This is a genomic window from Heliomarina baculiformis (assembly GCF_019966545.1).
GTDB lineage: Bacteria > Pseudomonadota > Alphaproteobacteria > Rhodobacterales > Rhodobacteraceae > Heliomarina > Heliomarina baculiformis.
The window spans coordinates 37,881-62,824 of the sequence record NZ_JAIMIC010000003.1 but is presented as its reverse complement, the minus strand read 5'-3'; the positions used below and the strand labels follow the sequence as shown (position 1 = coordinate 62,824).

19 protein-coding genes are annotated in these 24,944 nt (G+C 64.2%); 3 read left to right on the top strand and 16 right to left on the bottom strand.

Annotation, left to right across the window (positions count from 1 at the left end):
• Positions 1-13: 13 nt before the first annotated feature.
• Together MF268_RS07420 and MF268_RS07415 are read left to right on the top strand one after the other, a co-directional pair.
• On the top strand, positions 14-469 hold the full coding sequence (locus MF268_RS07420; protein WP_088635592.1) for an Lrp/AsnC family transcriptional regulator: 456 nt from the start codon (positions 14-16) through the stop codon (positions 467-469).
• Between the two features lie 39 nt (positions 470-508).
• A complete protein-coding gene (locus tag MF268_RS07415; protein WP_238370271.1) occupies positions 509-2,398 on the top strand; it encodes a monovalent cation:proton antiporter-2 (CPA2) family protein in 1,890 nt (629 codons plus the stop codon).
• A gap of 32 nt (positions 2,399-2,430) precedes the next feature.
• Here MF268_RS07415 and cobT read toward each other — a convergent pair whose 3' ends face one another.
• Complete coding sequence (gene cobT / locus MF268_RS07410; RefSeq protein ID WP_238370270.1) at positions 2,431-3,447, bottom strand: nicotinate-nucleotide--dimethylbenzimidazole phosphoribosyltransferase; 1,017 nt, start codon at positions 3,445-3,447, stop codon at positions 2,431-2,433.
• Between the two features lie 81 nt (positions 3,448-3,528).
• Between cobT and cobS the strand changes: the two genes are divergently transcribed.
• Positions 3,529-4,290 carry an adenosylcobinamide-GDP ribazoletransferase gene (gene cobS, locus MF268_RS07405; RefSeq protein ID WP_238370269.1) on the top strand — a complete coding sequence of 254 codons (762 nt, stop codon included), beginning with the start codon at positions 3,529-3,531 and terminating at the stop codon, positions 4,288-4,290.
• A 53-nt stretch (positions 4,291-4,343) separates the two neighbouring features.
• On the opposite strand, the gene MF268_RS07400 is transcribed toward cobS, so the two are convergent.
• The 15 genes from MF268_RS07400 to MF268_RS07330 form a co-directional block, all read right to left on the bottom strand.
• Positions 4,344-4,853, bottom strand: coding sequence for a CarD family transcriptional regulator (locus MF268_RS07400; protein WP_088635588.1), 510 nt, complete (start codon positions 4,851-4,853; stop codon positions 4,344-4,346).
• A 275-nt stretch (positions 4,854-5,128) separates the two neighbouring features.
• Entirely contained in the window at positions 5,129-5,467 is a 339-nt protein-coding gene (gene fdxA, locus MF268_RS07395; RefSeq protein WP_088635587.1) for a ferredoxin FdxA, read from the bottom strand.
• Positions 5,468-5,688: 221 nt separating this feature from the next.
• On the bottom strand, positions 5,689-7,017 hold the full coding sequence (locus tag MF268_RS07390; protein ID WP_238370268.1) for a peptidoglycan-binding domain-containing protein: 1,329 nt from the start codon (positions 7,015-7,017) through the stop codon (positions 5,689-5,691).
• A 197-nt stretch (positions 7,018-7,214) separates the two neighbouring features.
• Positions 7,215-8,786, bottom strand: a complete 1,572-nt coding sequence (locus tag MF268_RS07385; RefSeq protein ID WP_238370267.1) for a formylglycine-generating enzyme family protein — start codon at positions 8,784-8,786, stop codon at positions 7,215-7,217.
• Positions 8,786-9,982, bottom strand: coding sequence for an ABC transporter permease (locus MF268_RS07380; RefSeq protein ID WP_238370266.1), 1,197 nt, complete (start codon positions 9,980-9,982; stop codon positions 8,786-8,788). The genes MF268_RS07385 and MF268_RS07380 overlap by 1 nt, the downstream gene beginning before the upstream one ends.
• On the bottom strand, positions 9,976-10,698 hold the full coding sequence (locus MF268_RS07375) for an ABC transporter ATP-binding protein (RefSeq protein ID WP_238370265.1): 723 nt from the start codon (positions 10,696-10,698) through the stop codon (positions 9,976-9,978). Before MF268_RS07375 ends, MF268_RS07380 begins: the two co-directional genes overlap by 7 nt.
• Positions 10,699-10,704: 6 nt before the next feature.
• Positions 10,705-12,627 (bottom strand): vWA domain-containing protein, encoded by a 1,923-nt coding sequence (locus MF268_RS07370; protein WP_238370264.1) that lies wholly within the window; start codon positions 12,625-12,627, stop codon positions 10,705-10,707.
• The gene (locus MF268_RS07365) at positions 12,611-13,666 is read right to left on the bottom strand and encodes a hypothetical protein (RefSeq protein WP_238370263.1); all 1,056 of its coding nucleotides are present in this window, start codon (positions 13,664-13,666) and stop codon (positions 12,611-12,613) included. The genes MF268_RS07370 and MF268_RS07365 overlap by 17 nt, the downstream gene beginning before the upstream one ends.
• Positions 13,663-16,290, bottom strand: a complete 2,628-nt coding sequence (locus MF268_RS07360; protein ID WP_238370262.1) for a virulence factor SrfC family protein — start codon at positions 16,288-16,290, stop codon at positions 13,663-13,665. Before MF268_RS07360 ends, MF268_RS07365 begins: the two co-directional genes overlap by 4 nt.
• 14 nt (positions 16,291-16,304) lie before the next feature.
• The gene (locus tag MF268_RS07355; protein WP_238370261.1) at positions 16,305-19,394 is read right to left on the bottom strand and encodes a virulence factor SrfB; all 3,090 of its coding nucleotides are present in this window, start codon (positions 19,392-19,394) and stop codon (positions 16,305-16,307) included.
• Positions 19,364-20,584, bottom strand: a complete 1,221-nt coding sequence (locus MF268_RS07350; protein WP_238370260.1) for a hypothetical protein — start codon at positions 20,582-20,584, stop codon at positions 19,364-19,366. Before MF268_RS07350 ends, MF268_RS07355 begins: the two co-directional genes overlap by 31 nt.
• A gap of 3 nt (positions 20,585-20,587) precedes the next feature.
• Complete coding sequence (locus MF268_RS07345; protein ID WP_238370259.1) at positions 20,588-22,228, bottom strand: trypsin-like peptidase domain-containing protein; 1,641 nt, start codon at positions 22,226-22,228, stop codon at positions 20,588-20,590.
• 2 nt (positions 22,229-22,230) lie between these two features.
• Positions 22,231-22,917 (bottom strand): hypothetical protein, encoded by a 687-nt coding sequence (locus MF268_RS07340; RefSeq protein WP_238370258.1) that lies wholly within the window; start codon positions 22,915-22,917, stop codon positions 22,231-22,233.
• A gap of 319 nt (positions 22,918-23,236) precedes the next feature.
• Positions 23,237-24,298, bottom strand: a complete 1,062-nt coding sequence (locus MF268_RS07335) for a diguanylate cyclase (protein ID WP_238370257.1) — start codon at positions 24,296-24,298, stop codon at positions 23,237-23,239.
• Complete coding sequence (locus MF268_RS07330) at positions 24,295-24,882, bottom strand: heme NO-binding domain-containing protein (RefSeq protein WP_238370256.1); 588 nt, start codon at positions 24,880-24,882, stop codon at positions 24,295-24,297. The genes MF268_RS07335 and MF268_RS07330 overlap by 4 nt, the downstream gene beginning before the upstream one ends.
• Positions 24,883-24,944 lie beyond the last annotated feature (62 nt).

Sequence of the window (24,944 nt, the reverse complement as noted above, 5' to 3'; positions counted from 1 at the left end):
GGATTCGCCGCATATGCTTGATGACACGGATACACGCCTGCTCGCGGCGCTGCAGGGCAATGCGCATCTGACAGCGCAGGAATTGGGTGAGCTTCTGAACCTCTCGCCCAGCCAGGCCGGGCGCCGCCGCCAGCGGCTTGAGGCCGATGGCATTATCCAGGGCTATTCGGCGCGGCTCGACCCGCTGCGTCTCGGACTCAGCGTGCAGGGTTTCGTGCAGGTCCAGCTTGGCACCCACGGCCCCGAGCAATCCGCCTCTTTCGCACGTCTGATCCGATCCCGGGCCGAGATCACAAGCGCATGGACCATGACCGGCGAAGCTGATTATCTGTTACGCGTCTATTGCAGTGATTTGCCCGCCCTGAATGCGCTGATACACGAAGTCATCCTGCCGCACCCCGCCGTGGCGCGCGTGCAAAGCCAGATCGTGATGGATCAGCTCAAACGCGACGCGCCGCTGCCGACGTGAACATGTACTTCGTCCCTCTCGGGAAGGAACCGACTGACAATGGATAGTTTCCTCTACCAAGCCTCGATCTATCTGGCTGCCGCGGTGATCGCGGTTCCGATTGCTGCCCGGCTTGGCCTTGGATCCGTGCTTGGGTATCTGGCGGCGGGCATCGTCATCGGTCCGGTGCTCCATCTAGTCGGCTCCGAAATGGAAGAACTGCGCCATTTCGCCGAATTCGGCGTCGTGATGATGCTGTTCCTGATCGGTCTCGAACTCGAACCGAGGGCGCTCTGGAACATGCGCCACAAGCTGATCGGTCTGGGCGGCTTGCAGGTCGTCCTCAGCACGTTGGTCATCATGGCCGCCGCCATTGTCGCCGGGCAGCCCTTTGCGACCGCCGTCGCCATCGGTCTTGCCCTGTCGCTCTCCTCGACCGCCATCGTGCTTCAGACCCTGTCGGAAAAGGGGCTGATGCAGACGGGCGGCGGGCGTTCCGCCTTTTCGGTGCTGCTGACGCAGGATATCGCGGTGATCCCGATCCTTGCCTTGCTGCCGCTTCTTGCCGTCAATGAAATCTACGGCGCGATCAATGACGACGGGTCGATTTCCCTTGCGATACACGAGGCCGCCGCCGGCGGGCATGGCCATGCGGTATCTCTCGTCGAGGGCCTTCCGGGCTGGGCGGTCACGCTGGTGACGATCGGCGTGATCGGTCTGGTCATCCTTGCGGGCATCTACCTGACGCGGCCCGTGTTCCGGTTCATCCATGTGGCGGGCCTGCGCGAGATGTATACGGCACTGGCGCTGCTGATCGTGGTCGGCATTTCCTTTCTGATGACGCTGGTGGGCCTGTCACCCGCGCTTGGTGCGTTCCTCGCGGGCGTGGTGCTTGCCAACAGCGAATTCAGGCACGAGCTGGAAAGCGACCTTGAACCGTTCAAGGGGCTGCTGCTGGGGCTGTTCTTTATCACCGTGGGCGCGGGTATCAACTTCACCGCCTTTTTTGCGGATGCCGCCGACCTGATCGGGCTGGCCGTGCTGGTCATTCTGGTCAAGGGCATCGTGCTTTACCTGCTGGGACGCGCCTTCAAGCTCAAGGGGCGCGACCGCTGGCTCTTTACCCTCTCGCTGGCGCAGGCCGGGGAATTCGGGTTCGTGCTGATTTCCTTTTCGACCCAGCAGAACGTCATCCCCGGCGATGTCGCGGAAAAACTGTTGCTGATCGTCGCCCTGACGATGCTGATCACCCCGCTCCTGTTCATCCTGTACGAGGTGATTTCGCGCCGGATGAGCGATGTGGCAGGCCCCAAATACAAACCCGACGAGATCGACGAGGAAGGCCCCGTCATCATCGCCGGGATTGGCCGTTTCGGACAGATCGTCAACCGGCTGGTACAAGCCAGCGGGTTCAAGACCATCGTGCTTGACCACGACATGCAAACGATCCAGCTGATGCGGCGTTTCGGGTTCAAGGGGTTCCTTGGCGATCCGACCCGGCCCGAGCTGCTGCGCGCGGCGGGCTTGCAGAAGGCGCGCGTGCTGGTCGTGGCGATGGATGACAAGGACAAGGCCACGATGCTGGTAGCCTATGCGCGCCGCCAGCGCCCCGACCTGCATATCGTGGCCCGTGCCTATGACCGCCCGCACGTGTTCGAACTCTACAAGGCGGGCGCGAACGACATTGTACGCGAGATGTTCGACAGCTCTCTGCGTGCCGGGCGCTACGTGCTCGAGAACATCGGCCTTTCGGAATACGAGGCAAGCGAGGCGGCTCAGACCTTCTATGCCCATGACCGGGTCACGGTCCGGCAACTGGCCGAAGTCTGGGATCCGAACATCCCGGCCAGCGAAAACGCGGCCTATATCGCCAAGGCCAAGGAGCTTGAGAAAGAACTAGAAGCCGCGCTGCTGAACCGCGTTTACGAAAACAACCGCAAGTCAGCGTAAAGGATCGCCCGGTTTCGGGACCGGGCGATCACTCAGTTTCCAGCCGCAACGCCCGCCTCGGCGAATGTCGCCATGCCGCTGTGACAGGCCACCGCGCTCTTGAGGATATTGATCGCAAGTGCCGCGCCAGAGCCTTCGCCAAGCCGCAGGCCCAGCGACAGGATCGGATCCTTGCCCAGCCGTTGCAGCAGCGCGCCGTGGGCGCCTTCGGCGCTCTGGTGGCCTGCGACGGCGTGATCAAGCGCTCCTGCCGCCACATTCTGCAGGCATGCCGCCGCCGCGCAGCAGATGAACCCGTCAAGGATCACCGGAATGCGCAACACCCGTGCAGCCGCGATAGCACCCGCCATCGCCGCGACTTCGCGCCCGCCAAGTCGGGCCAGCAGCGACAGACCATCGCCTGCCCCGCCATGCAGCCCTACCGCCCGTGCGACCACCTGAGTCTTGATCGAAAGCCCCGCCTCATCGACTCCGGTGCCACGCCCGGTCCAGTCAGCCGCATTGCCACCAAAGAGCGCATGGCAGAGTGCCGCTGCCGATGTGGTATTGCCGATGCCCATCTCTCCGACCACCAAAAGATCGGCGGACAGGTCCACCGCCGACCAGCCCCGGCGCAGCGCGTCGAGACATTCCTCGTCGCTCATGGCGGCCTGTTCGGTGAAATCCCCGGTCGGGCGGTCGAGCTCAAGCGCATGCACATCCATCCGTGCGCCTGCCGCCTGTGCAAGCTGGTTGATCGCCGCGCCCCCATGCTGGAAATTCGCGACCATCTGCTCGGTCACCGCTGGCGGAAAGGCCGAAACGCCCTGTGCCGTCACCCCGTGGTTGCCTGCGAATACGATCACATGCGGCGTCGCGATGCTGGGCCGCGCCTCGCCCCGCCAGCCTGCGTACCAGATCGCCAGATCCTCGAGACGCCCCAGCGCCCCCGGCGGCTTGGTCAGCTGGGCATTGCGTTCTGTCGCGGCGGCCCGTGCATCGACCCCGATCCCCGGGGCGGATCTCAACAGATCGCGTAACGTGTCCATGTTTGTAAGATCGGGCAGCATTGAAAGCCTCATTGCATCGAAACTGACCCCGTTGTTTAACCGCTGGGTAGAGCATCACAACCCCAAGAAAGGGCGCCGCGCATGGAAGGTGGCAAAACAGCCGGTCGGATTTCACTTACGGACCCGTTGCTTGCCTGCGTTCTGCTGACGCGACTGCCCCTGCCCACGCTTGCCGCGAGTGCTTTTCAACGTCAGGCCAGTGCCGCTTGGGCCTTTCCGCTGGCCGGGCTTACGGTCGCCGTTCCAGCGGCGTTTGCTGGCTGGGCGGCCCTTGCCGTGGGCATTTCGCCCCTGATCGCCGCCGGGCTGGTAATGGCCGTGCAAATCATGGTGACCGGCGCCATGCACGAGGACGGTCTGGCCGATACCGCCGACGGTCTCTGGGGCGGGTTCGACCGCGCCCGGAGGCTCGAAATCATGAAGGACAGCGCCATCGGCAGTTATGGCGTGCTTGCCCTGATCCTCTCACTGGGCCTGCGCTGGATGGCGCTGGCGGCAATTCTCGAAACCGGAGTCGTGACGATCCTCGCCGTTGCCGTTCTGTCACGCGCTGTTCTGCCTGCGATGATGACGGCCTTGCCCCATGCCCGCGCGGACGGTCTGTCGCACAGCGTCGGACGGCCCGGCTGGACAACCAGTATAGGCGCGCTTGCGCTTGGTCTTATCATTGCGCTGTTGGCGAGCGGTCCTGAGGTAATCGGGCCATTCCTGTTGGCCGTCTTGGCCGTCGGCATTCTCGCCGTGATCGCCAAACGCAAGATCGGCGGCCAGACCGGCGACATTCTTGGGGCCAGCCAGCAAGTCAGCGAAATCACCCTGCTCATCGCTTTCACCGCCGCATAAAAAACCGGCCGCCCAAGGGACGACCGGTTCTTCACAAATCTTGTTAGGCTTTATCAGGCGGCGCGCGACATCAGCACATCGTCGACCTGCTTGGCCGCAACGGTTTCATCGCCGCCGCTGACAGCCGCGACTTCGCGGGTCAGGCGTTCCAGAGCCGCTTCATAGAGCTGACGCTCGGAGTAGCTCTGCTCACGCTGATCGTCGGTACGGTGCAGGTCGCGCACGACCTCCGCAATCGAGATCAGGTCGCCCGAGTTGATTTTCTGTTCATATTCCTGCGCGCGACGCGACCACATCGCCCGCTTGACCTTGGCCTTGCCCTTGAGCGTCTTCATCGCCTGGCTGATCACGTCGGGCGAGCTTAGCGAGCGCATGCCGATCTCGGTCGCCTTGTTCGTGGGCACCCGCAGGGTCATCTTGTCTTTTTCAAAGGAGATCACAAAGAGTTCAAGCGCGATACCCGCGACTTCCTGCTCCTCGATGGATACGATCTGACCGACGCCATGCGCCGGGTAAACAACATACTCGTTGGGACGAAATTCCAGCTTCTTTGATTTGGTCATTCAGCACTTCCTTGCAGACCGGGTGCTTTAGGCGACAAAGACACCGCAGCGGGCCACATCCATGACCCGTCCAACAGCGTTCTCAATCTCCGATATGCCCATCCCGACGTGAGCGCGTCGCGGACGATCCGGTATTTTCCATCATCTATCGGATAAATGTATCACAAAAACTGCATGATTGGAAGATGACGTTGGATCATCTTCGAAACCTCAGTGAATCACGGCATTTTTCGCACTGTGGCATGCCTTGCCGTGCAAGGCAAAGGGCGAATCGATTAGCCGCCCTCGCCCGGAGCTTCCGAAAAGTATTTGTCCAGCTTGCCCTCTTCGCCGTCGCGCTCCTCGGCCTCGGGCAGCGGATCTTTGCGGGTGATGATGACCGGCCAGAGCTCGGAATACTTACGGTTGAATTCCACCCATTTCTCGGCCTCTGGATCGGTGTCCGGACGGATCGCATCCGCGGGGCATTCCGGTTCGCACACGCCGCAGTCGATGCATTCATCCGGATGGATGACCAGCATGTTCTCGCCTTCGTAGAAGCAGTCCACAGGACAGACTTCGACGCAGTCGGTGTATTTGCAGGCAATGCAGTTGTCGTTGACGATATAGGTCATTAGGGCGGCTTTCCGTTGCACCGTTTGAGGTCTAGCTAGATCAGCCCCGCCAAGCATTCAAGCACCCGCGCGTCATAAAGACGTTAAGTTCCGCATGTCTGTGCCCAGGGGACGCATGTTCCGGCAATCGGCCCGTGCCTGAAATGGCTGTCCTTGGCGGAAACGAAAATCGCCCGCCGAAGACGGCAGGCGATTCCCCTATTTCCGGAATGTCGTGTCGATCAGTTCTTCGGCACCGAGAAGACCGGGAGCGCCGCACTGCTTGCGCCGCCGCCGCTGCCGCTCAGCGCTTCTTCGATGACGGCGACACGGTCAGGCGACTGGCCCATCACGGCCGCACCCGCGGTCGAAGAGACCGAGTCCATCGCGAGGTTCATCCATGCGGTCGACTTGGACGCATCCGCCTTGGATGTGCCAAAGCCTTCGCGCATGTGGTGACTCACAGCTTCGCCATAGCCAAGCTGACCGGCCGAAGCGAGCAGCACGGCCGAAGCCAGCGCCATCTGCGCATCGTCGATACGGTAGCCAACACCCAGGCAGACCTTGCCCCCCGAGACAAGCTGATCCATCGGCTGGCCCGAGCTTTGCAGCACGGCCGACGCATCGCTGATCACCTGATCGGGACGCTTGGTCGACAGACCGTCAAGCTGCGGCGCGATGACCTGCGCAAGACCGCCGCACTGTGCCTCGATCTGCGAATCCGTCATGTTCGGGATCGTCGCGGTGATCGAGCTGCTTTCCGCCATCGCATGGGTCCGGGCAAGGCAGAACTGTTCGTTCAGCACGAATTCGGAATCCGACACGCGGCCCGGCGCGGTGATCCCGCCATTGGCGGCAGTCAGCACATTGATCTCGTTGCAGTGCTCGTTGACCGAGCGGTCGGTCTGCCCAAAGGTAAAGTTAGGCAGCGTTGCGGTTTCCGACCGGGTGGTGACAGGCTGTGTCGGGGCCGGCGCCGGTGCAGGCGCGGGAGCCGGTGCAGGCGCTGCTGCCGCCGCAACCGGTGCAGGGGCCGGCGCAGGAATCGGAGCAGGAGCCGGCGCGGGCTGAACTGCGGCTGTGGTCGAAATGCCAAGCTGTTCGTTGCGATAGGTCCGCAGCAGACCGGACGGCCCCTGCGACGCGATGATCTGGTTATAGGGCGCTACATGCGAGCTTGCGAGCGCACGCTGGTGGCTGCCCAGCAGGAAGTCACGCTCGTAATCGTCAAGCCGACCATCCGGGTTGAACCCCATCTGCGCCTGATACTGCGAGATCCCCGCGCGCGAACGGCTGCCCAGCACACCATCGGCGCTGCCGACATTATAGCCGAAATAGTTCAGCGCGGTCTGAACCTGCCGGTTCTGGGCGCGCTGCGCCGAGTAAGCCGCCGAATTCGAGCTGCTATAGGTCTTGCGACGCTTGTTCTTGTTAACTTCGTTCACGATGATGCCGCTGAGAAGCGCACCGCCCAGAAATGCCGCAGCCTCGTTGGCCTGAGCCCGCTGAACCGGCACCGCCACAAGGCTGGCAGCAACGAATGACGCACAAATGTGTTTTGTTTTAAACATGATAAAGAAACCCTCCGGTAGCAAACTTTGGTCAGCCACGCGCACGCAACATGATTGGTACGGTGGTCAATGACTCCCCGCCATGGAACAAGAGACGAACAAACATAGACTTGAAAGTCAAGCGTGCATACCGATCAGCGCGATCAAATTAAGGGGAATTGGCGCAAATTCGCACCGTTCGGCCCCCCGTGCCGATCTCACTGAAGCGCGAGGTCACGCAGCGCGTCGATTTCCAGATCCGGATGCGCCCCGTAATACGCAAGGTCTTCCCAGAAACGTTCCAGCATCCGCGCCACCTGCCCGCGCCCGGCAAGCGACAATTCTTCGCTCAGCACGTTATAGGCTGCGACACGGGCCGGTTCCGGCACATCCGAACTCAGCGATTCAAGGGCGGCGCGGAACGACAGGAGGAACGTCGCCTGCTCGCGCCGCATCGCGTTGATCTCTTCGACATGCCGGTCAAGCTGACGGGCATAAACCGGCGTCTGGCTCCGGGCACGCTGCAGATCCACCAGCATCCGGATGTTGGCGGCCTTTGCCGCGATATCTGCCGTCGTTTCGATAATGGAATCGACGAACACCGCCCCCGCCAGCAAAGTCGCCCGCGCCGATTGTTGCAGCGCGGTCTGGGCGCGGTCGGTCGCGCGACGGAATTCAAGATCAAGATCGGTGAGCGCGTCGCGCCGCGACGGGTCGATCTCCGCGTCGATCAGCCCGGACAGCAAGGTCTGCGGATCGGCATCGGTCTGCACATCCAGCGTATCGGCCAGCGCCTGCCACCGGTCGCGGATCGCGCGCAGCCGCGCGTCGGAGGTGGTGATGTGGGTGGCGATGACCAGCCGCATGCCAAAGGTCTCGGCCCCCAGCGGCTGTCCGCTCGACAGGTCATAGGGCGGGTATTCGGTACGCACCGCGCTATAGATCTGCGCAGCCTGCGACAGGACCGAACCGCCGCGCGTGACGATGCCGCCCACCTGCCCGCCCGCACGTCCCAGCGCGTTCAGCCGGAACGGCTCCATCATCAGTTCCTCGGCATTGCCGTAAACGTCGTAAAGCCCAAGCGGATTGGGTTTGCGCAGCCCCACCGCACCCAGCGTACCTCGCGACGATCCCGGCGCCTGATAGCGCGCATAGTCGCGCAGGTCGCCATCGCCAAAAAAGCGACGTCCCGGAAACAGCGTCGGTTCAATCCGCGCCCCGCCCCGGGTTGCATATTCCCATTCGGCCTCGGTCGGCAGGCGGACGAACCCCGGCACACCATCGGCCATCGGCAGTTCGGGTGGGCGCACAGACAGCAACCAGCCGGAATAGGCCTGCGCGAGCGCCTGCGCGTCGAACCACGAAATCTCGCCCTGCGCGATACGATCCGCCCGCGTCGGTGCCTCGCAATCCCCGCTAAGCGCGCGGAACTGGCCCCGGGTCAGCTCATACCGGGCGATGTAGTAATAGGTCGCGCCTGAATTTTCATCGGTGAAGGAGCCACGCAGAAAGGCCGGGTGCAGGTAATCGGAATAGCCACTTTCCTCCTGCGTCTGCCCAAGCCGGACCCGGCGGTCGGCCATCGGATCGGGCGCCTCCATTGGCACATTCACCCGTTGGAACGCCATCGCCCCGCCGCAGGGCATCGGCAGGATCAGGTCAGCGGGTGCGCCTTCAAAGGCCGGATCGTACAGGTCTTTCGGCCAGGGCGCGTCGCCGGTTTCCGTCTGCGCCGCAGAGGGCACCGCCAGCGCGAGACAACAGGCGATATGGATCCAAAACCGGTGCATCACGCGGCCTCGCGTAGCACGCTGGCCGGGTCAAGCCGCAGCGCCGACCAGGCCGCCGCCCCGGCGGCCAGAACCACCAGCACCAGCACAACGGCGGCGATGGCCAGCGCCTGCCCCGGCTGCAAGAGCACCAGCGGCGCGGCCCCGGGCAGCCCCTGCCCGAACAGCGCCTCAGCTCCCTGCCCCGCGACAAGGAATATCGCAAAGGACAGGATCAATCCAAGGCAGGCGGTCAGCCCGGCCTGTATCACCGGGAACAGCGCAAGCTGGCGGCTAGGCACGCCGATCAGCGCGATACCCGCCAGCACCCCCCGCTTGCGCGCCACATCAGACCAGAACCCCAGCACCAGTGCCGCTCCCAGCCCCAGCGCGGCCAGCACCGCCGTGCCCGCCAGCGCCATGTTCAGCTTGCGCCCCAGACCCAGAAGGGATTCGACCGCGCGTGTATTGGCGGTGGTCCCCAGCCCCAGTTCGCTTTCGACACGGGACTGCAGCGCCGACAGATCCTCAAGCCGGTGCGCATAGATCCGCAGCCCGGCATAGGCCGCCACCCGGTCGGCCAGATCGCGGCTGCCTTCGATGCCATGCTTGGGCAGGCTGTAGCTGTCGTAAAACGCCTCGATCAAAGACAATGTCTCGAAGGGCGCCAGCACCGTCCGCCCCGACGTCGCGCCCGGGTCAAGCACCAGCCCGATCCGCTTGTCCAGCACCAGCTGGCGTGGACGGTCCTCGGCCTGCGTGATGAGCTGCACCTCATCTCCCGCCTGCAACTCAAGCTGTTCGGCAAGCTGGGCGCTCACCGCAACCTCACCTTCGCCAAGCGTCGCGCCCTCGGGCAATGTCGGGTCACCCGCGCCGGTCGGCACCATCAGCGCCGCGCGGATGCGCCGCCCGTCCACCGCGCGCAGGTTCACGTAATCGAACTGGCCGCGCACCTTGGGGGTCATAAAGGCGATCTCGGGCCAGTCGCGCAGCGGCGCGATATCCGCCTCGGACAGCGTCACGTTCCCCGCCGTATCAATCTGCAAATTCGCCGGATCGGCGAGCATTTCCCCGATCAGCGCCGCGTAGACCCCGTTTTTAACACCAAAGAGCACAAGGAGCGGCACCAGTATCCCGACCATCACCGCCGCGTTGCAGAACAGGAAGAACCGGTCGCGGATCACATCCGCCCATGCCAGCCGCAGGATCAGCATGTCACAGGCTCCAGCCGACTGACCACGGGGTCATTGGTGACAATCAGTCGGTGACGCTCAAGCCCGAAACGCGCGACCCGGTCGAGGTCATGCGACGACAGGATCACCCCGGTCCTTTGCGCCTCGGCGGTTTCCAACAGCAGCGTCAGCACCCGGTCCGCCGCTTCGGGATCCAGCGCGGCGGTCGGTTCATCGGCGACGACAAAGGGCGGGCGATGCGCAAGGGCGCGGGCAATCGCGGTGCGCTGGCGCTGACCGATGGACAAGGCTGCTGGCCGCAGCCCGGCCACATCCGCGATTTCCAGCCGCTCGATCAATTCATTCACCCGGTTGGCGTCGAGCCGTCCGGTAACCTTCTGCGGCAGCGCGATGTTTTCAGACACGGTCAGGAAGGGTACCAGCCCGCCGGTCTGCGGCACGAACCCGAACAGCGCACCGCGCATCCGGGCAAGCTCTGCCCCGCGTGGTCCTTTCGCCCAAAGCGCCGCAAGATCGCGCGATTCCTTCTCACCCTCCCAATGGTATACCGCGCTCGGAGCAGGCGCGCGCAGCAGGCCAAGCAGTTCCAGCAACAGGGTCTTTCCCGATCCGCTCGCCCCGGTCAGCGCCACCGCCTGCCCGGGCACCAGCCGGAAATCGTCGACCTCGAGCCGAAAGGACCGCTCGCCATCGGCAAGCTCGATCCGTCCCGATTTCAGGTGCAGGCCCCGGTCCATCAGGTCTCAGGGAAGAACGTCGAACGGCATCGCAAAGACATATTCCCCATCCGGCGCACCGGGATAAAGCCGGGTCCAGACCGACGGATCCAGCAGCCACTTGCGATATTGCACAAGCTTCTGGCGCATCCCGTCAAGGATCTGCCGCCGGTTCATCGCACTTTGCGACCAGCGTTCCTCGGTCGTCAGCATCAGCTGACTTTCATACGGAAGGTCTTCGAGAAATTCGAGCGCGCCGCCCAGCGTTTCCGCATCCGTGTTCACCAACCTATCCGGGTTCTGCGCCATCCGCGCCACCACGTCGCGCACCTGCGCGAAAAAGCTCGCCGCGTCCTCGGCGCTGCGGCTCTGCTCGCCCAGATCCAGAAGATTCGACAGCAAATCGGCCATGGTCGCCATCTCGTTCTTGGTCACGAGAAGACGCGGCTCGATCGCCAGCCGCGACGGGTCTTCGATTGCCTTTTCCGATACCCAGCCCCGGATCACGTCCGGCACCTGCGCGCCCTGCTTGCGGCCAAGATAAGCAAGCTGCATCGCCAGCCCCAGGTTCACCAGTTCCTCGCCGGTCTCTTCCGAACTCAGCACCGGCGTTTCATCCTGTGCCCTGCGGATCACGTCGCTCATCGCCGTGACGAGCCGTTTGACCGTCGCCTCCAGCGCCTGTGGCGAGCCATTATCGATCCCGTAGTAATAGGTGTCGTCCTGAAACCGTGACAGGCTGCGATAGGAATCTGCCGCATAGGCATGCTGAGCCTCGCCCCCGGCGGTGGTCTTGAGGTGCAGCGTCATCACCGCGATCCCCTTGTCCTGCGCGGCGCGCTGCAATTCCTTGGTACCGATGGCCGAGCGCGCATTCGGGTCGCGCGCGTCCTTGGGACCGGCATCGGTGATCAGGATGACGATCCGCGCATCGAAAGGATCGCCGCCGCCGTTCCAGTCGGTCAGGTCGATAGCATCCTCCACCCCGGCAAGGCTGTCCTCGTTGAACCCGGGGCTGTCGGCCTGCGCCACCCGTGTAGCCGCGCGGATCGTGGCCAGTACCTCGGTCTGGTCCTGCCGCCGTTGCAATGGCAGCAGCGTCCGGGTGCGGTATTCAAGCGCAGGCGCGGCCTCGATACTGTCGCGGAACCCGACCACGCCGAATTGCACATGATCCCCGATATCCGAGCCGCGCATATCGCGCACCACCTGCTCAACCGCGCTCTGCGTGCGCGAGATATAAGGCTCCATCGACTGGGTCGTATCAAAGACAAACACGATCCCCACGTCGAAATCATCCGTCCCGCCGGTTGGCGCGGCAGTCTCTCCCTCGGCACGCAGCGGTACCGAAGCCACCTCCATCAGCAGGTTCTCGTCATAGTTCAGCGGATGCAGATCCTGCGTGAAATCAAGGATCGGCATGAGGTAGAGTTGATCGACGATGTTTACGTAGACCGGCGGTTCGGCGGCGACGACGCCACGCTCATCCGGCACCTCGCCTGTCTCGATCTCTTGCAGGATCTGACCCTGCATCTCGCGCAGCGCCTCATGCTCCATCAGATCGCGCAGCCGCTCCTCGCTTTCGAACAGGATCTGGCGCTCTCGGCCCGCCGGGTTGGTAAAGGCCGCGACGATATTCTGTTTCCATTCGACAACCGAGTCCTCGGTCACCCAGCCTTCAGGCGGTGCGGAAACCGACGGCCCCACCTGCACCCAACCCGGTTCGGCCGCGAAGACATAGAGCGGCTGAAACGCCGGGTAGACTCGCAGCTCTTCCCCATCGCGCGCCTCCATAAGCGTCGCACCGGGGCGCGTCAGCACCCGCTTATAGACAGTTTCGCGCCCCTCGCGCAGCAGCGGACGGTCGCCGTCCTGCGCCACAACCGCCCCCGCACTCAGCCCAAGCCCCAGCAGAGCCGACAGAAACAGGGTTTTACCGGCAGTAATCATCAAAAGCCCCTCTCGCCAATGTATCGCCCGATCCGGACAGTCTTTCGCAGGTCGCCTCAAGCGTCGCGGTCGCCCGATCCGACCCGGCTTCAACGGCGCGGGCGTAATATTCCGCCGCTTTTGCATCGTCGGGTTCAAAGCTCAGACCGATCAGGTTCTCAATCCGCGCCTCAAGCGTTTCGCCATCGTAAAGCGCGCCAAAGAGATAGAGCGCCGCCGGATCGTCCACCCCGGCATAGGTCTCGACCAGCGCCAATGCCGTATCGGCAGAGACCTCTGACCCGCATTCCCGCAACCTCTGATCGACCCCTTCAAACCCGCCGGAAATCGCCCGCAACGCTTCGCGCGAACATGGATTTTCCGGCACGACCTCTTGCGTGATGACTTCTTCCTCGGTGTTGTTCTGAACAGGTTCTTCGGTCGCAAGCAGGGTCAACGGATCGAAATACCACCAAAGCAGCCCCCCCGCCAGAAGCAGCAGGATCACAAAAAGCGCCAGCAACAGCCTGCGCAGGCGTCGCCGCCGTCGCGGCGATCTGCGCACCGGTTCCTCAACCGCGGCTGTTTCCACCTGCGGTTGCTCCGGCATCGTCTTCGGTTTTTCGGCCTCGACCGGTTCGGGTTCATTCTGGACCCGGCCCACAAGCTGCGAAACCGATTCCTCCGCCTGCGCGCGCGCCACCGGCTGCAACCCGCCGCGTACCGCCGCACCGGCGCGGGGCGGCACATCATCGGGCCAGTTCACGTCATAGTCGCGCCCGGCCACGCGGATTTTCAGCGGTGCATATTCCTCGATCTGGTCGACGATCTCGGGGCCAATCCGCAGCCAGTCCGCCCCTTCGTGACGATAGACCTTGTAGGGGCCGAATTCATGCGGATCGGCCTGCCATTGCCCATCCCCCTCGGCCAGCCAGCGTTCGCCGTAGGCGTCAAAGATCGCAACCGTCTCCTCCTCGCCCGTCAGCCTTCCTTCCGGCAGTTCGAAAAAGGCGAAACCGCCAGCCGGTTGCTGCGGATCGGGATGGACGATCAGGCTCATGCCGCGCGCTGCTCCCCAAGCGCCGTCAGAATGCGTCCAAGCGCAAGGTTCTGCTCGACATTGATCTCGCCGCCAACGCCGTCCTTGGCATTGGCAAGCGCAATCGCATCCAGCGCAAAGACCCAGTCGCTCCAGACCTCTTCGGCAAGGTTGCGGGGCTGTTCCGGCAACCCGTCCACATGATCCGCCGACGCGCGTGGGGCAAAGATCGGACGCGAGCCGCCCTCCGGCAGGTCGACCTGCGGCCTTTCCGACAAGGGTACATCCTCCATGCCAAGGGTCGCGACAAAGCCGTTGATGCTCTCGGCGCCCAGAATGGCAGCGGGCTGGGCCTGCTTTTCGACACTGAGGCCGAAATTGACCGCCCGCAGCGCCTCGGCCGTGCGCCGCGACAGTCCGACACGCCGCGCCGCGTGGATCAGTTCGGTCACCAGATCGGCGGTTGTGGTTTCGCCCAGACCAAAGGCATTGCGTCGCACCGGGTCGTCACGCAGGGATTTCAGCCGGTCGATCCATGTCTCGATCGCCGTCTCCGCCTGAAACTGTTCCAGCGTCAGCGTGCGGATCTCGGCCTTTTCAACCGGACGCACCGGGCGGGGCCGCGCTGGACGACCGGGCCGCGCCGGGCCCTTGGCCACGGTTTCCGCCGCCGGGGCCGAAGCCGCGCTGACCGCGCTGGTGATCCGCACGGAACTTGGCACCCGCGCGATGCGGGTTTCGATCTCGTCCTGATCGACCATCAGCGCCGCCATCACCGCCCCGAACCGATGCCGCCCGAGCGCCTGTTCCAGATCGTCGATCACCCGCGTCACCGCTTCCTGTTTCTCGGCGATGCGCTGTTCCACGTCGTCGGACACATGGAATGGCGCCATCGCCCGGGTCAGATCGGCGGCAATCTGGTCCAGCTGCACCCGGATCTGGCGCAGTTTGCTGTCGGGTTTGCAGACCTTGGCAAGCTGCTCCATCAGGTAGGTCACCCCACCATCGTTCAGCGTCAGCGCCGCGTCCCATGCCGCCTCGGGGTCGGCAAAATGGCGGCGCACCGGCGCGGCGGCCAGACTGCCCGCTTTCAACTCGGCAATCCGCGCCTCCTTGTCGGGCCGGATCTGGATCTCGCGCCGATTCTCGTCGTAGTCGATCAAGCCATCGACAAAGTAATTCGGGTTGCGCAGCCAATAGCAATTGTCAAACGGCCTGCCCGGCTCCCATTCCTCGACCCAGCTGTCCTGTCCGCGACCGAACCGCTCCAGAAGCGAGGCTTTCATACGCCGTTCAAACCGCGTCATCGCGCCCCCATCGGCGGCGGAATCGCCAAGCTGCATGTCGAACTTGGTCAGCACGAAGAACAGCGCGGTCTCCGTCTGCGCCCGGAGTTCGGGCGTGGCGCCATGGGTCAGCGCAATCCACTGATCGACCAGCCCCGGCAGGTCGAGCGTTTCCATATTGCTGCCCGGCACACACAGCAGCATCGATGTGATTTCCTGATTTTCCACATAACGATCGAAAAGATAGGCTACCTTGCCGCGCAACAGCAGCTCGGGCAGGTTCTTGTCGAGATTGCCCAGCGTTTTCGACAACGGTTCCTCGAACCGGTTGCGTGCACCGGGGAAATCCAGCAGATCGGTGCGCCCGAAAAGCTCCGAGGGCTGCTCGGCCATCGGAAAGACCAGTTCCGCCGCCAGTGCGCAGATCTCGGACCGTGGCAGGCGCAGGTCGCGCCCGGCCGCATGTACCCGCAGATCCGGCCCCACGTCGCCGCCGCGCAGCCCGCGCAGGGTTTTCACGTCGATGATCGATTGCTCGCGGGGGATCAGCGCGGCCATTTCGACATGGATCTCCTCGGCATGGCCCAGCCGCGCCAGCGCCCCGGCCAGTTGCTGGTACATCTCGCCCAGCGCCTCGTGCCCACCCCAGAGGATCGAAAAGAACCCGGCCCGATCCGCCAACGACAGGCCCGGCGCGATTTCAGAGGCCTCGTCCCAGAACGGGCGCAGCGCCGCCGCATAGGCGCTCTTGCGAAAAACGTTCTCGACATATTCGCCGATTTCCTGCACCCCGTCCGCCTCCAGACCGGGCTGCGCCGCCCCGGCGCGTGCCTTGTAGGCATCAAGATGGGCCGCCAGTTCCGCCGGGTCGGGCGGCACTTCAGATTCATCGCCATCGTTGAAGAAAGAATTGAGGATCGTGCGGATGATATCCGCCTCGCTCAACAGGGTCAGGCGGATCGGAAACCCGTCGGGGCACGGCTCGCGACGCATGGTGAACCGTGTCACCAGCCCGGTGCTCTCGCCCTCTCCCTCGGGATTGACCTCGCTGATGTAGTCAAGCTGCCGGTCCGGGAAATCGCCGACCAGACGCCCATTTTCGGGGCGCGCCAGAACCGAGACAAGAAAGGACTTCCCCGCCTGCGAGGGCCCGAAAACGCTGACCGACATCGGCGTGACCGCCGCCCGCCCCAGCCGCCGCGACCGCCGCGCCGCACGCCGCATCATCTTGGTGAGCGAACGCGCCTCGGCCCCGACCAGTTCGGCGTTCTCCGGGTCGTTCACCCATGCAAGCGCCTGCCCGTTCAGATCGGTCAGCGCCGCGCAGTCCTGCGCCAGTTGTTCCTGTTCCTGCGTCATGCCCGTTTCATCCCTCACAGCCGGAACAGCCCTGTATCAATCCAATAGTCATCTTCGAATCCCAACGTGTGCAGACGTAGCCTGACCTCGCCCTTTTTCATCGCCGTGCCCTCGTTATCTTCGAGTTCCACCACGTCGAATGCCTCACGCATGGCCTCGCGGCGCAGCACGGATTCCGGCGACTCGCGCTCGGGATCGTCATCCGCCTCGGTCCGTTCAAACGTCACGCGCAGCGGTGCGCGGGTTTCGGCGGCGGGCGTCGCGAAATCCAGCCGGTAAAGCGGCGTCGTCGTCCAGCGTTCCAGCGGCAGCTGGCGCGAACCTAGGTAGACAGGCGCATACATGGTCAGGCTCGACACCATATCGGCCTCGCTCTTGCGTGCATCCAGATCGACATCGCTGAACAAAATACGGTCGGACATGATCTGCCCCGAACTGTCCATTTCGCCGATATAACGCGCGGTCGACTGCATCCGGAACGCCTGTGTCGTGACCTTGAAATTCGGGATGCGCGATTCCGACAGCGCGATCAGCATACCGCCCACCGCCACCGTCGATTTCGGATCGCCGATGCGCTGGGTCACCGGATCGCGGAACGGATACCAGCGCCCGGTCTTGTAGGCGTGCATCGAGATCAGCCGATGCGGCGGCACCACCATCATCTCCTCAAGGATCGAACGCACCGCCGGCAGCCGCGACGGCCGCCCCGTCAGCAGCACCACATCCACGCCCAGATGCTCGATCACCTCGGCCATGTTGCTCAGCACCTGCTGGAACACCTCGCGCGCGGCGGCATCCACATCCTCACGGTTGAAGCCCAGCGTGACATCCGCCAGCCGGAAATCGGTCGCGCCAAGCCCGGCCGCCGCATCCTCGATATAGGCGACAAGGGCGGCAGGCAGGTCATTGTCCTCCTCGCCCAGCGGCAGCACATCGCTCAGGCTGACATTCAGCGGCTCATAGGGATCGGCGGTTTCGCAGATGTTCAGGATCGCCACCGCCACCGGCATCAACACCCGCAGCGCGAACTGGCGGCGTTTCTGAACGCTCTGCTGATCCAGCCCCCCGATATCGCCAGTGAACAATTCGCGCAGCTTCTCGCCCACGAACCGCCCACCCATCGCCTCGATCTCGGCCTGCAAGCCGGGGAGTATAACTGTCGCGATCACCCGCTGCATCAACTCGTCCCCGGCGACGCGGAATCCTTCGCGGAACTTCTGCTCGGGGTGCAGTACCCGCCCGGCCTCACCGCGATAGGTCGTGACCATCAGGTCGGTCGTGCCGCCGCCGATGTCGACACAGGCCAGCCGCAGCGATGGCTCCCCGCCCCGCTCGCGCCCTTTGAGCGACAGGAACCGGTCGATCCGCCCGTCGAATTTCTGGGTCAGCTCGGAATAAAGGTAGACCAGCTGCGTACAGCTCGCCTCGTCCCATTCCACCACCAGCTCGGGCATCCGCGAAATCGTGCTCTCGCCATCCTTCAGCCCCAGCATTGTCCAGACCAGCGCAAGCGCACCCTTGGCCTTGGACCGGATGATCGCCTGTTCCTGTGCCGTGGTCGCGGTCGGCAGCGTGAGGATAATCCGGTCAAGCCGCCGGGGCAGCTCTGACTGCGGCCGCCGCGCCCGGCTCGCCGGGGCGTTCACCTGGATCAGCGCATGGGCAATGATCTCGGCCAGCATGAAGCCAAACAACGAGGCCCGCGCAAAACGCGGCCGGATGGCGGGGCTCAACGGCGTCTTGCCACGCGGGCGCAGCTTGGCCTGCTCATCCGCGCGGATCTGCGACAGCACATCGCCACCCTCGTTCAGATGCCGCATCGCCGCCCGCAAAGATTTCGGGAGATTGTTCGGATCGGAATGATGATGGAACCGCCAGTCCTGCTGCACCGGCGCATCGTCCCAAAGGTAGCGTTTCGGCGAAGACAGGCCCGAGGCGGTCTCGGTCCCTTCTTCCCCGGCCACCAGTCGAAGCGCCTCGGGGCCGATCCGCACGATGGACGGCCAGAGAAACCCGTTGCGCCGCCCCGAGCGCGAGGCATAGCGTTCATCGCCCATCTTGTGTTCGGAAAACTCGACCCGGCTGTCGAAAAGGCCCGAATAGAGGAACTCGGGCCGCGACAGATCGCGGATCTCAAGCGGGAAAGACCGCGCCAGATCCAGCCGAGTTTCGCCGGGGAACCGTTCGATCAGGATGCCGCAGGTGCGCGAGTTGCCGACGTCGAGAACCAGTTCCACCTCGACAGGCGACACACTTTCGCGTTCGCTCACCGTGTTGGCCAGCCGGATCTTGGGTACCTCAACCGCGTGGTCGATCAGACGCAGAAAGGCGAGGTAGCGCGCCCAGTGCTCGAACCGGTGCGGCAACGTCTCATGGGTGATCTTGCGACCCGGACGTTCCGCCCGCTTATGCGCCATGAACAGATCGTCCAGCCAGTCCGAGACCCATTTCTGCAAGTCGAGCATCTCGCCTTCGCTGTCCGGTTCCAGCCGCCGCAGGAACCAGTCCATCCGCGCCGGATCGCTCACCAGCCTGAAGTCGCGCGCCTTTTCCGCGTCCGCCCGTTCCGGCGCGGTGTATTGCAAGGGCTGGGCCGATTCCATCAGCGCCGTGTCCAGCGCCAGCTGCACCCGGTGCGTGTGCCCGGTGTCCTCGTCGGGTTCGTCCAGTTCGACCACGCGCATCCGCGCCCATGCCGACGGCCCCGCATCATAGCGTTCCTCGCCACCGGGGCCGCGATCGTTGCGGATGCGCAGCACCGGCACGGGCACCCATTTGTTCAGAAACGGTTCAAGCGCCGCAGCCGAGCGCACCGAATATTCGTCATCATCCGCCCGCGCGGACTCTTCCACCGCCGCATCCGTATCCGCATCCCCGGTCAGCGGCACCAGCGCCCATTCCTCGGCCTCGGCGCTGCCGCCAACGACCCGTTCGACAAACCGGGCACTGCGCAGCTCAAGCGCGTCGAGCTGAAAGCCGAAATCCAGCATCTGCGTCCCCGAATAGGGCACCAGCGTGATCTCGTCCCGCCAGTCGGTCAGTTGCGCAAGGGTCTGGGCATTCTGCATCGGGCCTACCTTGAAATGCTGATATTGGTCGTCCATTCGGTCACTGCTCCCCCCACCTTACCTGCATAGCTCGACGAAGGTCCATCGCGACGCAATACATGCAAATTCACCTGTTTCTCGCCGGATGTCCGTTCGCTGCGCAGGTGGGCGCGCACCGTGTAGATCCCCGGCTCGGCCGCCTCGAAAACGATATTCTCCACCGGATCGTTGATCGCCTCGGCCTCCACCACATTGGCGTCCAGATCGTAAACGCCGCCGCAGGCTGTCCGGTTCTGGTAGGACACGGTGGCGCCATTCGGGCAAGTCACGTAGAGGTCGATATCGTCCCGCGTCGACCAGGCCAGCGCGAAATTCAGATCGCCCCGTCTGGCGCCACGATCTTCTATGGCCTGCTCGACCACCGTCGGGTTCGACGGATCGGCATTTTTCTCATCCTGCGTTTCCTCCTCCGGCACGGGCGTCGCGGGAAGCACCGGCACCGTCGGATGGCATTGCCGATCCACCAGCGCAATCTCGCGTTCCAGCGCGGCGACTTCATCGGCCGCAACCCTTCCCTCGCTCAGGGCGGACTCAATCGCCTGCGGGTCCGTCGGGCAAAAGATCAGCCGCCCACCTTTCACCCCGCAAGGCGCGATTAGCAGGTAGAGGATCGCGGCAATCATCAGCGCCAGCAGGATCCACCCGAGCCAGAGCAGCCAGGCCCATGGAAAGCGGCTTTCGCGCTGTTCCGCCACCTCGGGCGCGGCAGGACGCGGCACCATCGCGCTCAGCACCCCGCGCACCGCGCGCGCATCGTCGCGCAGCCACGCCCAGTGCACCAGCACCGGCGCCCAGCCCGCCCCCACCGGCGCGGCATAAATCATGTCCGTGCCGGGAATCTCCAGCGCGTAATCCAGTGCCTCGCCCAGACGTTGGTCATCGGCACTGTCGCTGTCGCGAAGCCGCGCCGCCTCGGCCCGGATCGCGGCGGTCATTTCGCCCAGTTGCGCTTTTAGTGTCGCCTGATCGGTCTCGCCCAGATCGGCGAGCGGCACCGTATGCACCGGCCCGTGCCAGTCGATCCGGTCGCCATGCTCGGCCGCCACCGGCTCGGCGAAAAGCGCGCCGTAATCGGTGCCGAACCGCCGGGCCACCGCGTCGCTCACCAGCTCATAGGACCGCTGCGCCGCTGAACCCAGCGGCTGCAAGCCTTCCGTCGAGGTGGTGACGATCACGCCTTCGGCCATGCGCTATTCCCCAACCGCCACATCCGGGCGCGCCACCACCGGCGCGCAGGGTTCCGACACGACCGTGGGCGCGGCCCCCGTCCCGTTCAGGAACGCCATCAGATCGCCGGTCGTCAGCGCAAAGCCCCGGTTCTGCATCACCCCCTGCCGCACAAAGGCATTCACCCCAACCAGCCGCCCGCACATATCAAGAAGCGGCCCGCCCGAATTGCCGCTCGACAAGGCGGCGGAATGCAACAGCACATGGGTCGTCGGCGACAATTGCTGCTCTGTATTCACGATCCCGTCGGTAACCGTCAACCCCGGCACCGCGCTCAGATCGCCGCTACGCAGGGCTGCAAACCCGGCATCGGTTTCCAGCACATCGCCCGGATAGCCCGCCGCCACCACGTTGTTCAGCACCAGCGAACCTTCGGGCAGATGCACCGACAGCGCGGGCAGCGATGTCTCGGCAATACGCAACAGAGCGAAATCGCCTCCTGTCTCGGCCAGCGGGCCTTGGGTCTTGACGATCTCGGCCGGTTGCGGCGCGCCCAGCGCCTCGCCCGTCACCAGCACCTGCCCGGCCCCGTCCAGCGCATTTTCCACCACGTGATGGTTGGTCACGATCAGCCCCGGCCCGATCACGAACCCCGACCCTGTCGAAACCGGCCCCGCGCCCGAAGCCAACACCATCACCGTGCTTGCCTCGATCCGCGCCAAAAGCGAGGTTTCATCCGGCATAACCACCCGGCTGCTGCGGCTCGGCAGGATCGCATCCGGCGCGGCCTCGGCCCGTTCGGCAGGCTGCACGCCGGGTTCGGGCGGCAAAAGACCTTCGGGCGTCAGTCCCCCCGGCAGGATCAACTGCCCGTCCGCGCGGCAGACCGCTCCGGCTAGCGCCGCCTCCAGCTGATCGCGCCGCGCATTCAGCGCTTCGGTCTCGGCCCGCGTTGCTGCCAAAAGCGCCTCATCCGTTACCGCCGGGGCTGTGTCATCCGCAAAAAGCCGTACCCCCGGCGTCAGCAGCCAGGCCAGCGTTCCGCCCGCGAGTAAAAGCAGAATAAGCAGCGGCACCCAGGCCAGCGGCGTCACCACGCGGCGGGTTTCGACCCGCGTGACCGGCGCGGCGGCCGCCGTCGCCACCGCCTTTGGCGGCTCGGACACAGGACGCGCGGCGGCCTCCATCGGCACGAATTTCCCAAGCGTCTTGGCATAATGCGCCGGGCGCGTCGCTACGCTCGCGCCCTTCCCCCCCGGCATCAGACCCCAGTTGACGATAACCGGGCGATCGCCGACGACCATTACATCCTCGGCCCCGTAGACCGTCAGCGCCGCCATCGCAAGCGCACCGCCCGGCTCTTCGGCCAGCGCCCGAACGGGCCGCAGATGATCCGCCAGATAGGCTTCGGCCCGCGCCCGTTCCGCCCCCGACAGGCTCTCGAGCGGTCGCCCCTCGCCCTCTCCATACCAAGACACGGTCGGCGGCGCGGCATCGTTGCCCCGGCTGATCAACGGCTCGGCGAAAAGCGCGGCAACTTCCGGCCCGGCGCGTTCGCTCAGCAGCCGGTAGAGCGCGTCGTATTGTTCCAGGGCGGGCGTGCCGCCGATCTCCACGAAATCGGCATTGTCGACCTTCAGTTTGCCCAGATAATGCTCTGCCATTCTTATCTCCCTGCCCGGCGCAGCGTGGCCGAACCGCGGCCGTTGATCTCCGGCTGCAGGCTGTCGCAATTCGCAACGCCTTGCGCATCGAGCGTGCAGAACACGTCGCGCCGGAAAATCTCGGATCCATTGTCACATTGCAGATTTCCCGGCTCGCGCATGCTCAGCTGCCCGTTGTTCAGTGTGCCGCTCAGCCGCCCCTCGCACCGCGTGCCATTTGTCGCGCGCATCACCTCGCGCCCGTTGCCGTTTTCGTCGAAACAGATCTGCCAGTAGCGGAACCGCGTGATCCGGTTCGTCCGGATATCGCGCACATCGTAATTCGAGGACAGCTCCCAGCAGCCTTCCATCACCGAGATGTCATTCTCATCAAAGGCATCAGGGGCAAGCCCGCTCGGGGTTTCCGGCGGCGGCGGTGGTGGGGGTGGTGGCGGTGGCGGAGGATCGGCCTTGCATTGCAACAGCGCGATCTCGCGTTCAAGCCCGGCGACCTGCGCACTCAGGTCATCGCGTTCCTGCAAGGCCCCGGCAAGCTCGGCCCGCACCGCCGCGCGGCCCGGATCTTCGCAGACGCTGATCCGCGTGCCCGTCAACGGCAACAGGACACCACAGGCTTGCAGCACCAGATAGGCCGACGCGCCGCTTGCCAACACAAGCAGCAGCGCAAGGATTGCTACAGCAAGACGCATGTCACTCCCGGTTTCGACCGCCGTCTCCCGCCCCGGTCGACGGGGAAGCAAAGGCCGGATTTCCAACAGGTTAAACCTAATCCGACCCCCGCGCCCGGAGCAAGGCCCATGCAACAGGCTGCGCCGCCGGTTTCGGCGCGGTTCTGCCATTCAGCCTTGCATAGGCTGCGCGCCGAAATTGGAAGAATGTCTAGGATATTTCCGCCCGGCCCACGACCCAGAGATACCGGGCAGCAAATCTCACGTTTCCGCGTGATGTCTCAGGTCACCCTCCTTCTCCGGGAGCAGAACCCTCTCCCCGATCGCGCGACCTGCCTGTTCAGCTCCGCTTGCGTCTTGCCGGACGGTCAAGTTCGACGCGGGCCGGCCGGACCGGCGCGCCCATCGGCGCCTGCCGGTCGTCCATGTCAGAGCTGTAGAACACATGCGTCGCCCGCCCCGACCGCTTGGCCGCGTAAAGCGCCAGATCCGCCTGGTGCAATATCAGGTCGATATCGACGAACCCCGTTTCTGGCGCGCGCACCGTGCCGATACTGGCCGACACCCGACACTTCGCGCCGCCATACGGGATCGGTTTGCTGATCCGCGAGATCAGCTTGCGGGCAATCATGCTGAGCCGGTGTTTTTCCACCAACCCGTTCAGAACGATCACGAATTCATCGCCCCCGACCCGCGCAATAATATCGCTCTCGCGGGTTTCCTCATGCATGATCTCGGCGATGCATTGCAGCACGTGGTCGCCCGCCGCATGCCCCAGCGTGTCATTGACCTGTTTGAAGAAATCCAGATCGAGCTGCATCAGCGAGAACCGCGTGCGCGAGTCGATCAGCCGCTGCACCATCACATCGAGCGCCCGCCGGTTACGCAGCCCGGTCAGCGTATCGGTAAAGGCCTGTTCTTCGGCGGCGATCATCGCCCCGCGCAGCCGCAGGTTCAGCTTGCGCGATGCCTCCATCGCAGCGGATTTCGCCTCCACGAGGTAAAGCATCTCGATCGTCAGATCGGTCACCGGAAAATCCGCCGAGGTCAGGGAATAATCCCGAACCGCATCCAGCACCGAGATACCAAAAGACAGGTTGATCACCGCCCCCTCGCCATCCGGGGAGGGAGCGACCACCCCTTTCAGTTCCGTGCGCGGCGCATCGAGAAACCGCAGATCGAGCCGCTCACCCGGTTGGGTCAGCACCCGGGCAAGATTGCTATTGTTGCGGGGCCGCCTGATCTCGAAAAAATCCAGCAGCAAACGCCCGGGCATGGGCTCATCCGGGCGCAGTTTTTGCAGCGTCGGCCCCACGCGCCTGATCCGCCCGTCCTGATCCACCGAAATCGACATCGGGCACATGATATCCAGCATCGCAGCCAGATTGTCGGATTGCGTCATCCCGTTCCCGCCCCAAGTTCGAATGTACGCCCCTCCGCATATGAGGTTTCGATCAGTGCGATGGTGATCAGCTCGGACCCATCGCGGCGTCGGCGATGATCGATCATGACCAGCGCCCCGTAATCATCCGCCATCGCCCGCAGCACCCCGACAAGGACATTCGCGAATCCCGGCATGTCCGGGTCGCAGACAAGGCTGAACAGCCCCTGCATATGCTCCTGCAATTCCAGCTGCGGCAGGTGCAGATCCGACACCGCCAGACGGACCCGGTCGGGCAGATCGTCGAGGGAATTCAGGAAATCCACATAGGTCACCCCGCCAAAGCGCAGTAGCCGGCGCAACGGCTCAAGCATCGGGTGGGAAACGAGAAAAGTGCCCAGATCTTCCAGCACCTCGTTGCGCGGTCGGCCGATCTCGGCGCAGACGACCTCGAGCAGCCGTTCCGACTGCTCATCGTCGTAGATCAGCATCGCCTCGAACTCCGAAAAGCCAAGCTCTGCCGTCGTGACGACGCGCTGCCAGCGCTCTGCCCCGTAGGTGTGCCAGAAAAATGTCTCGACTGCCTTGTTGATCAGGCCGTGCATCGCGAACCCTTGTTGAAAGTCGGGTTAGCATATGGCGCTCAGACGTTAAGAAACGGCCAATG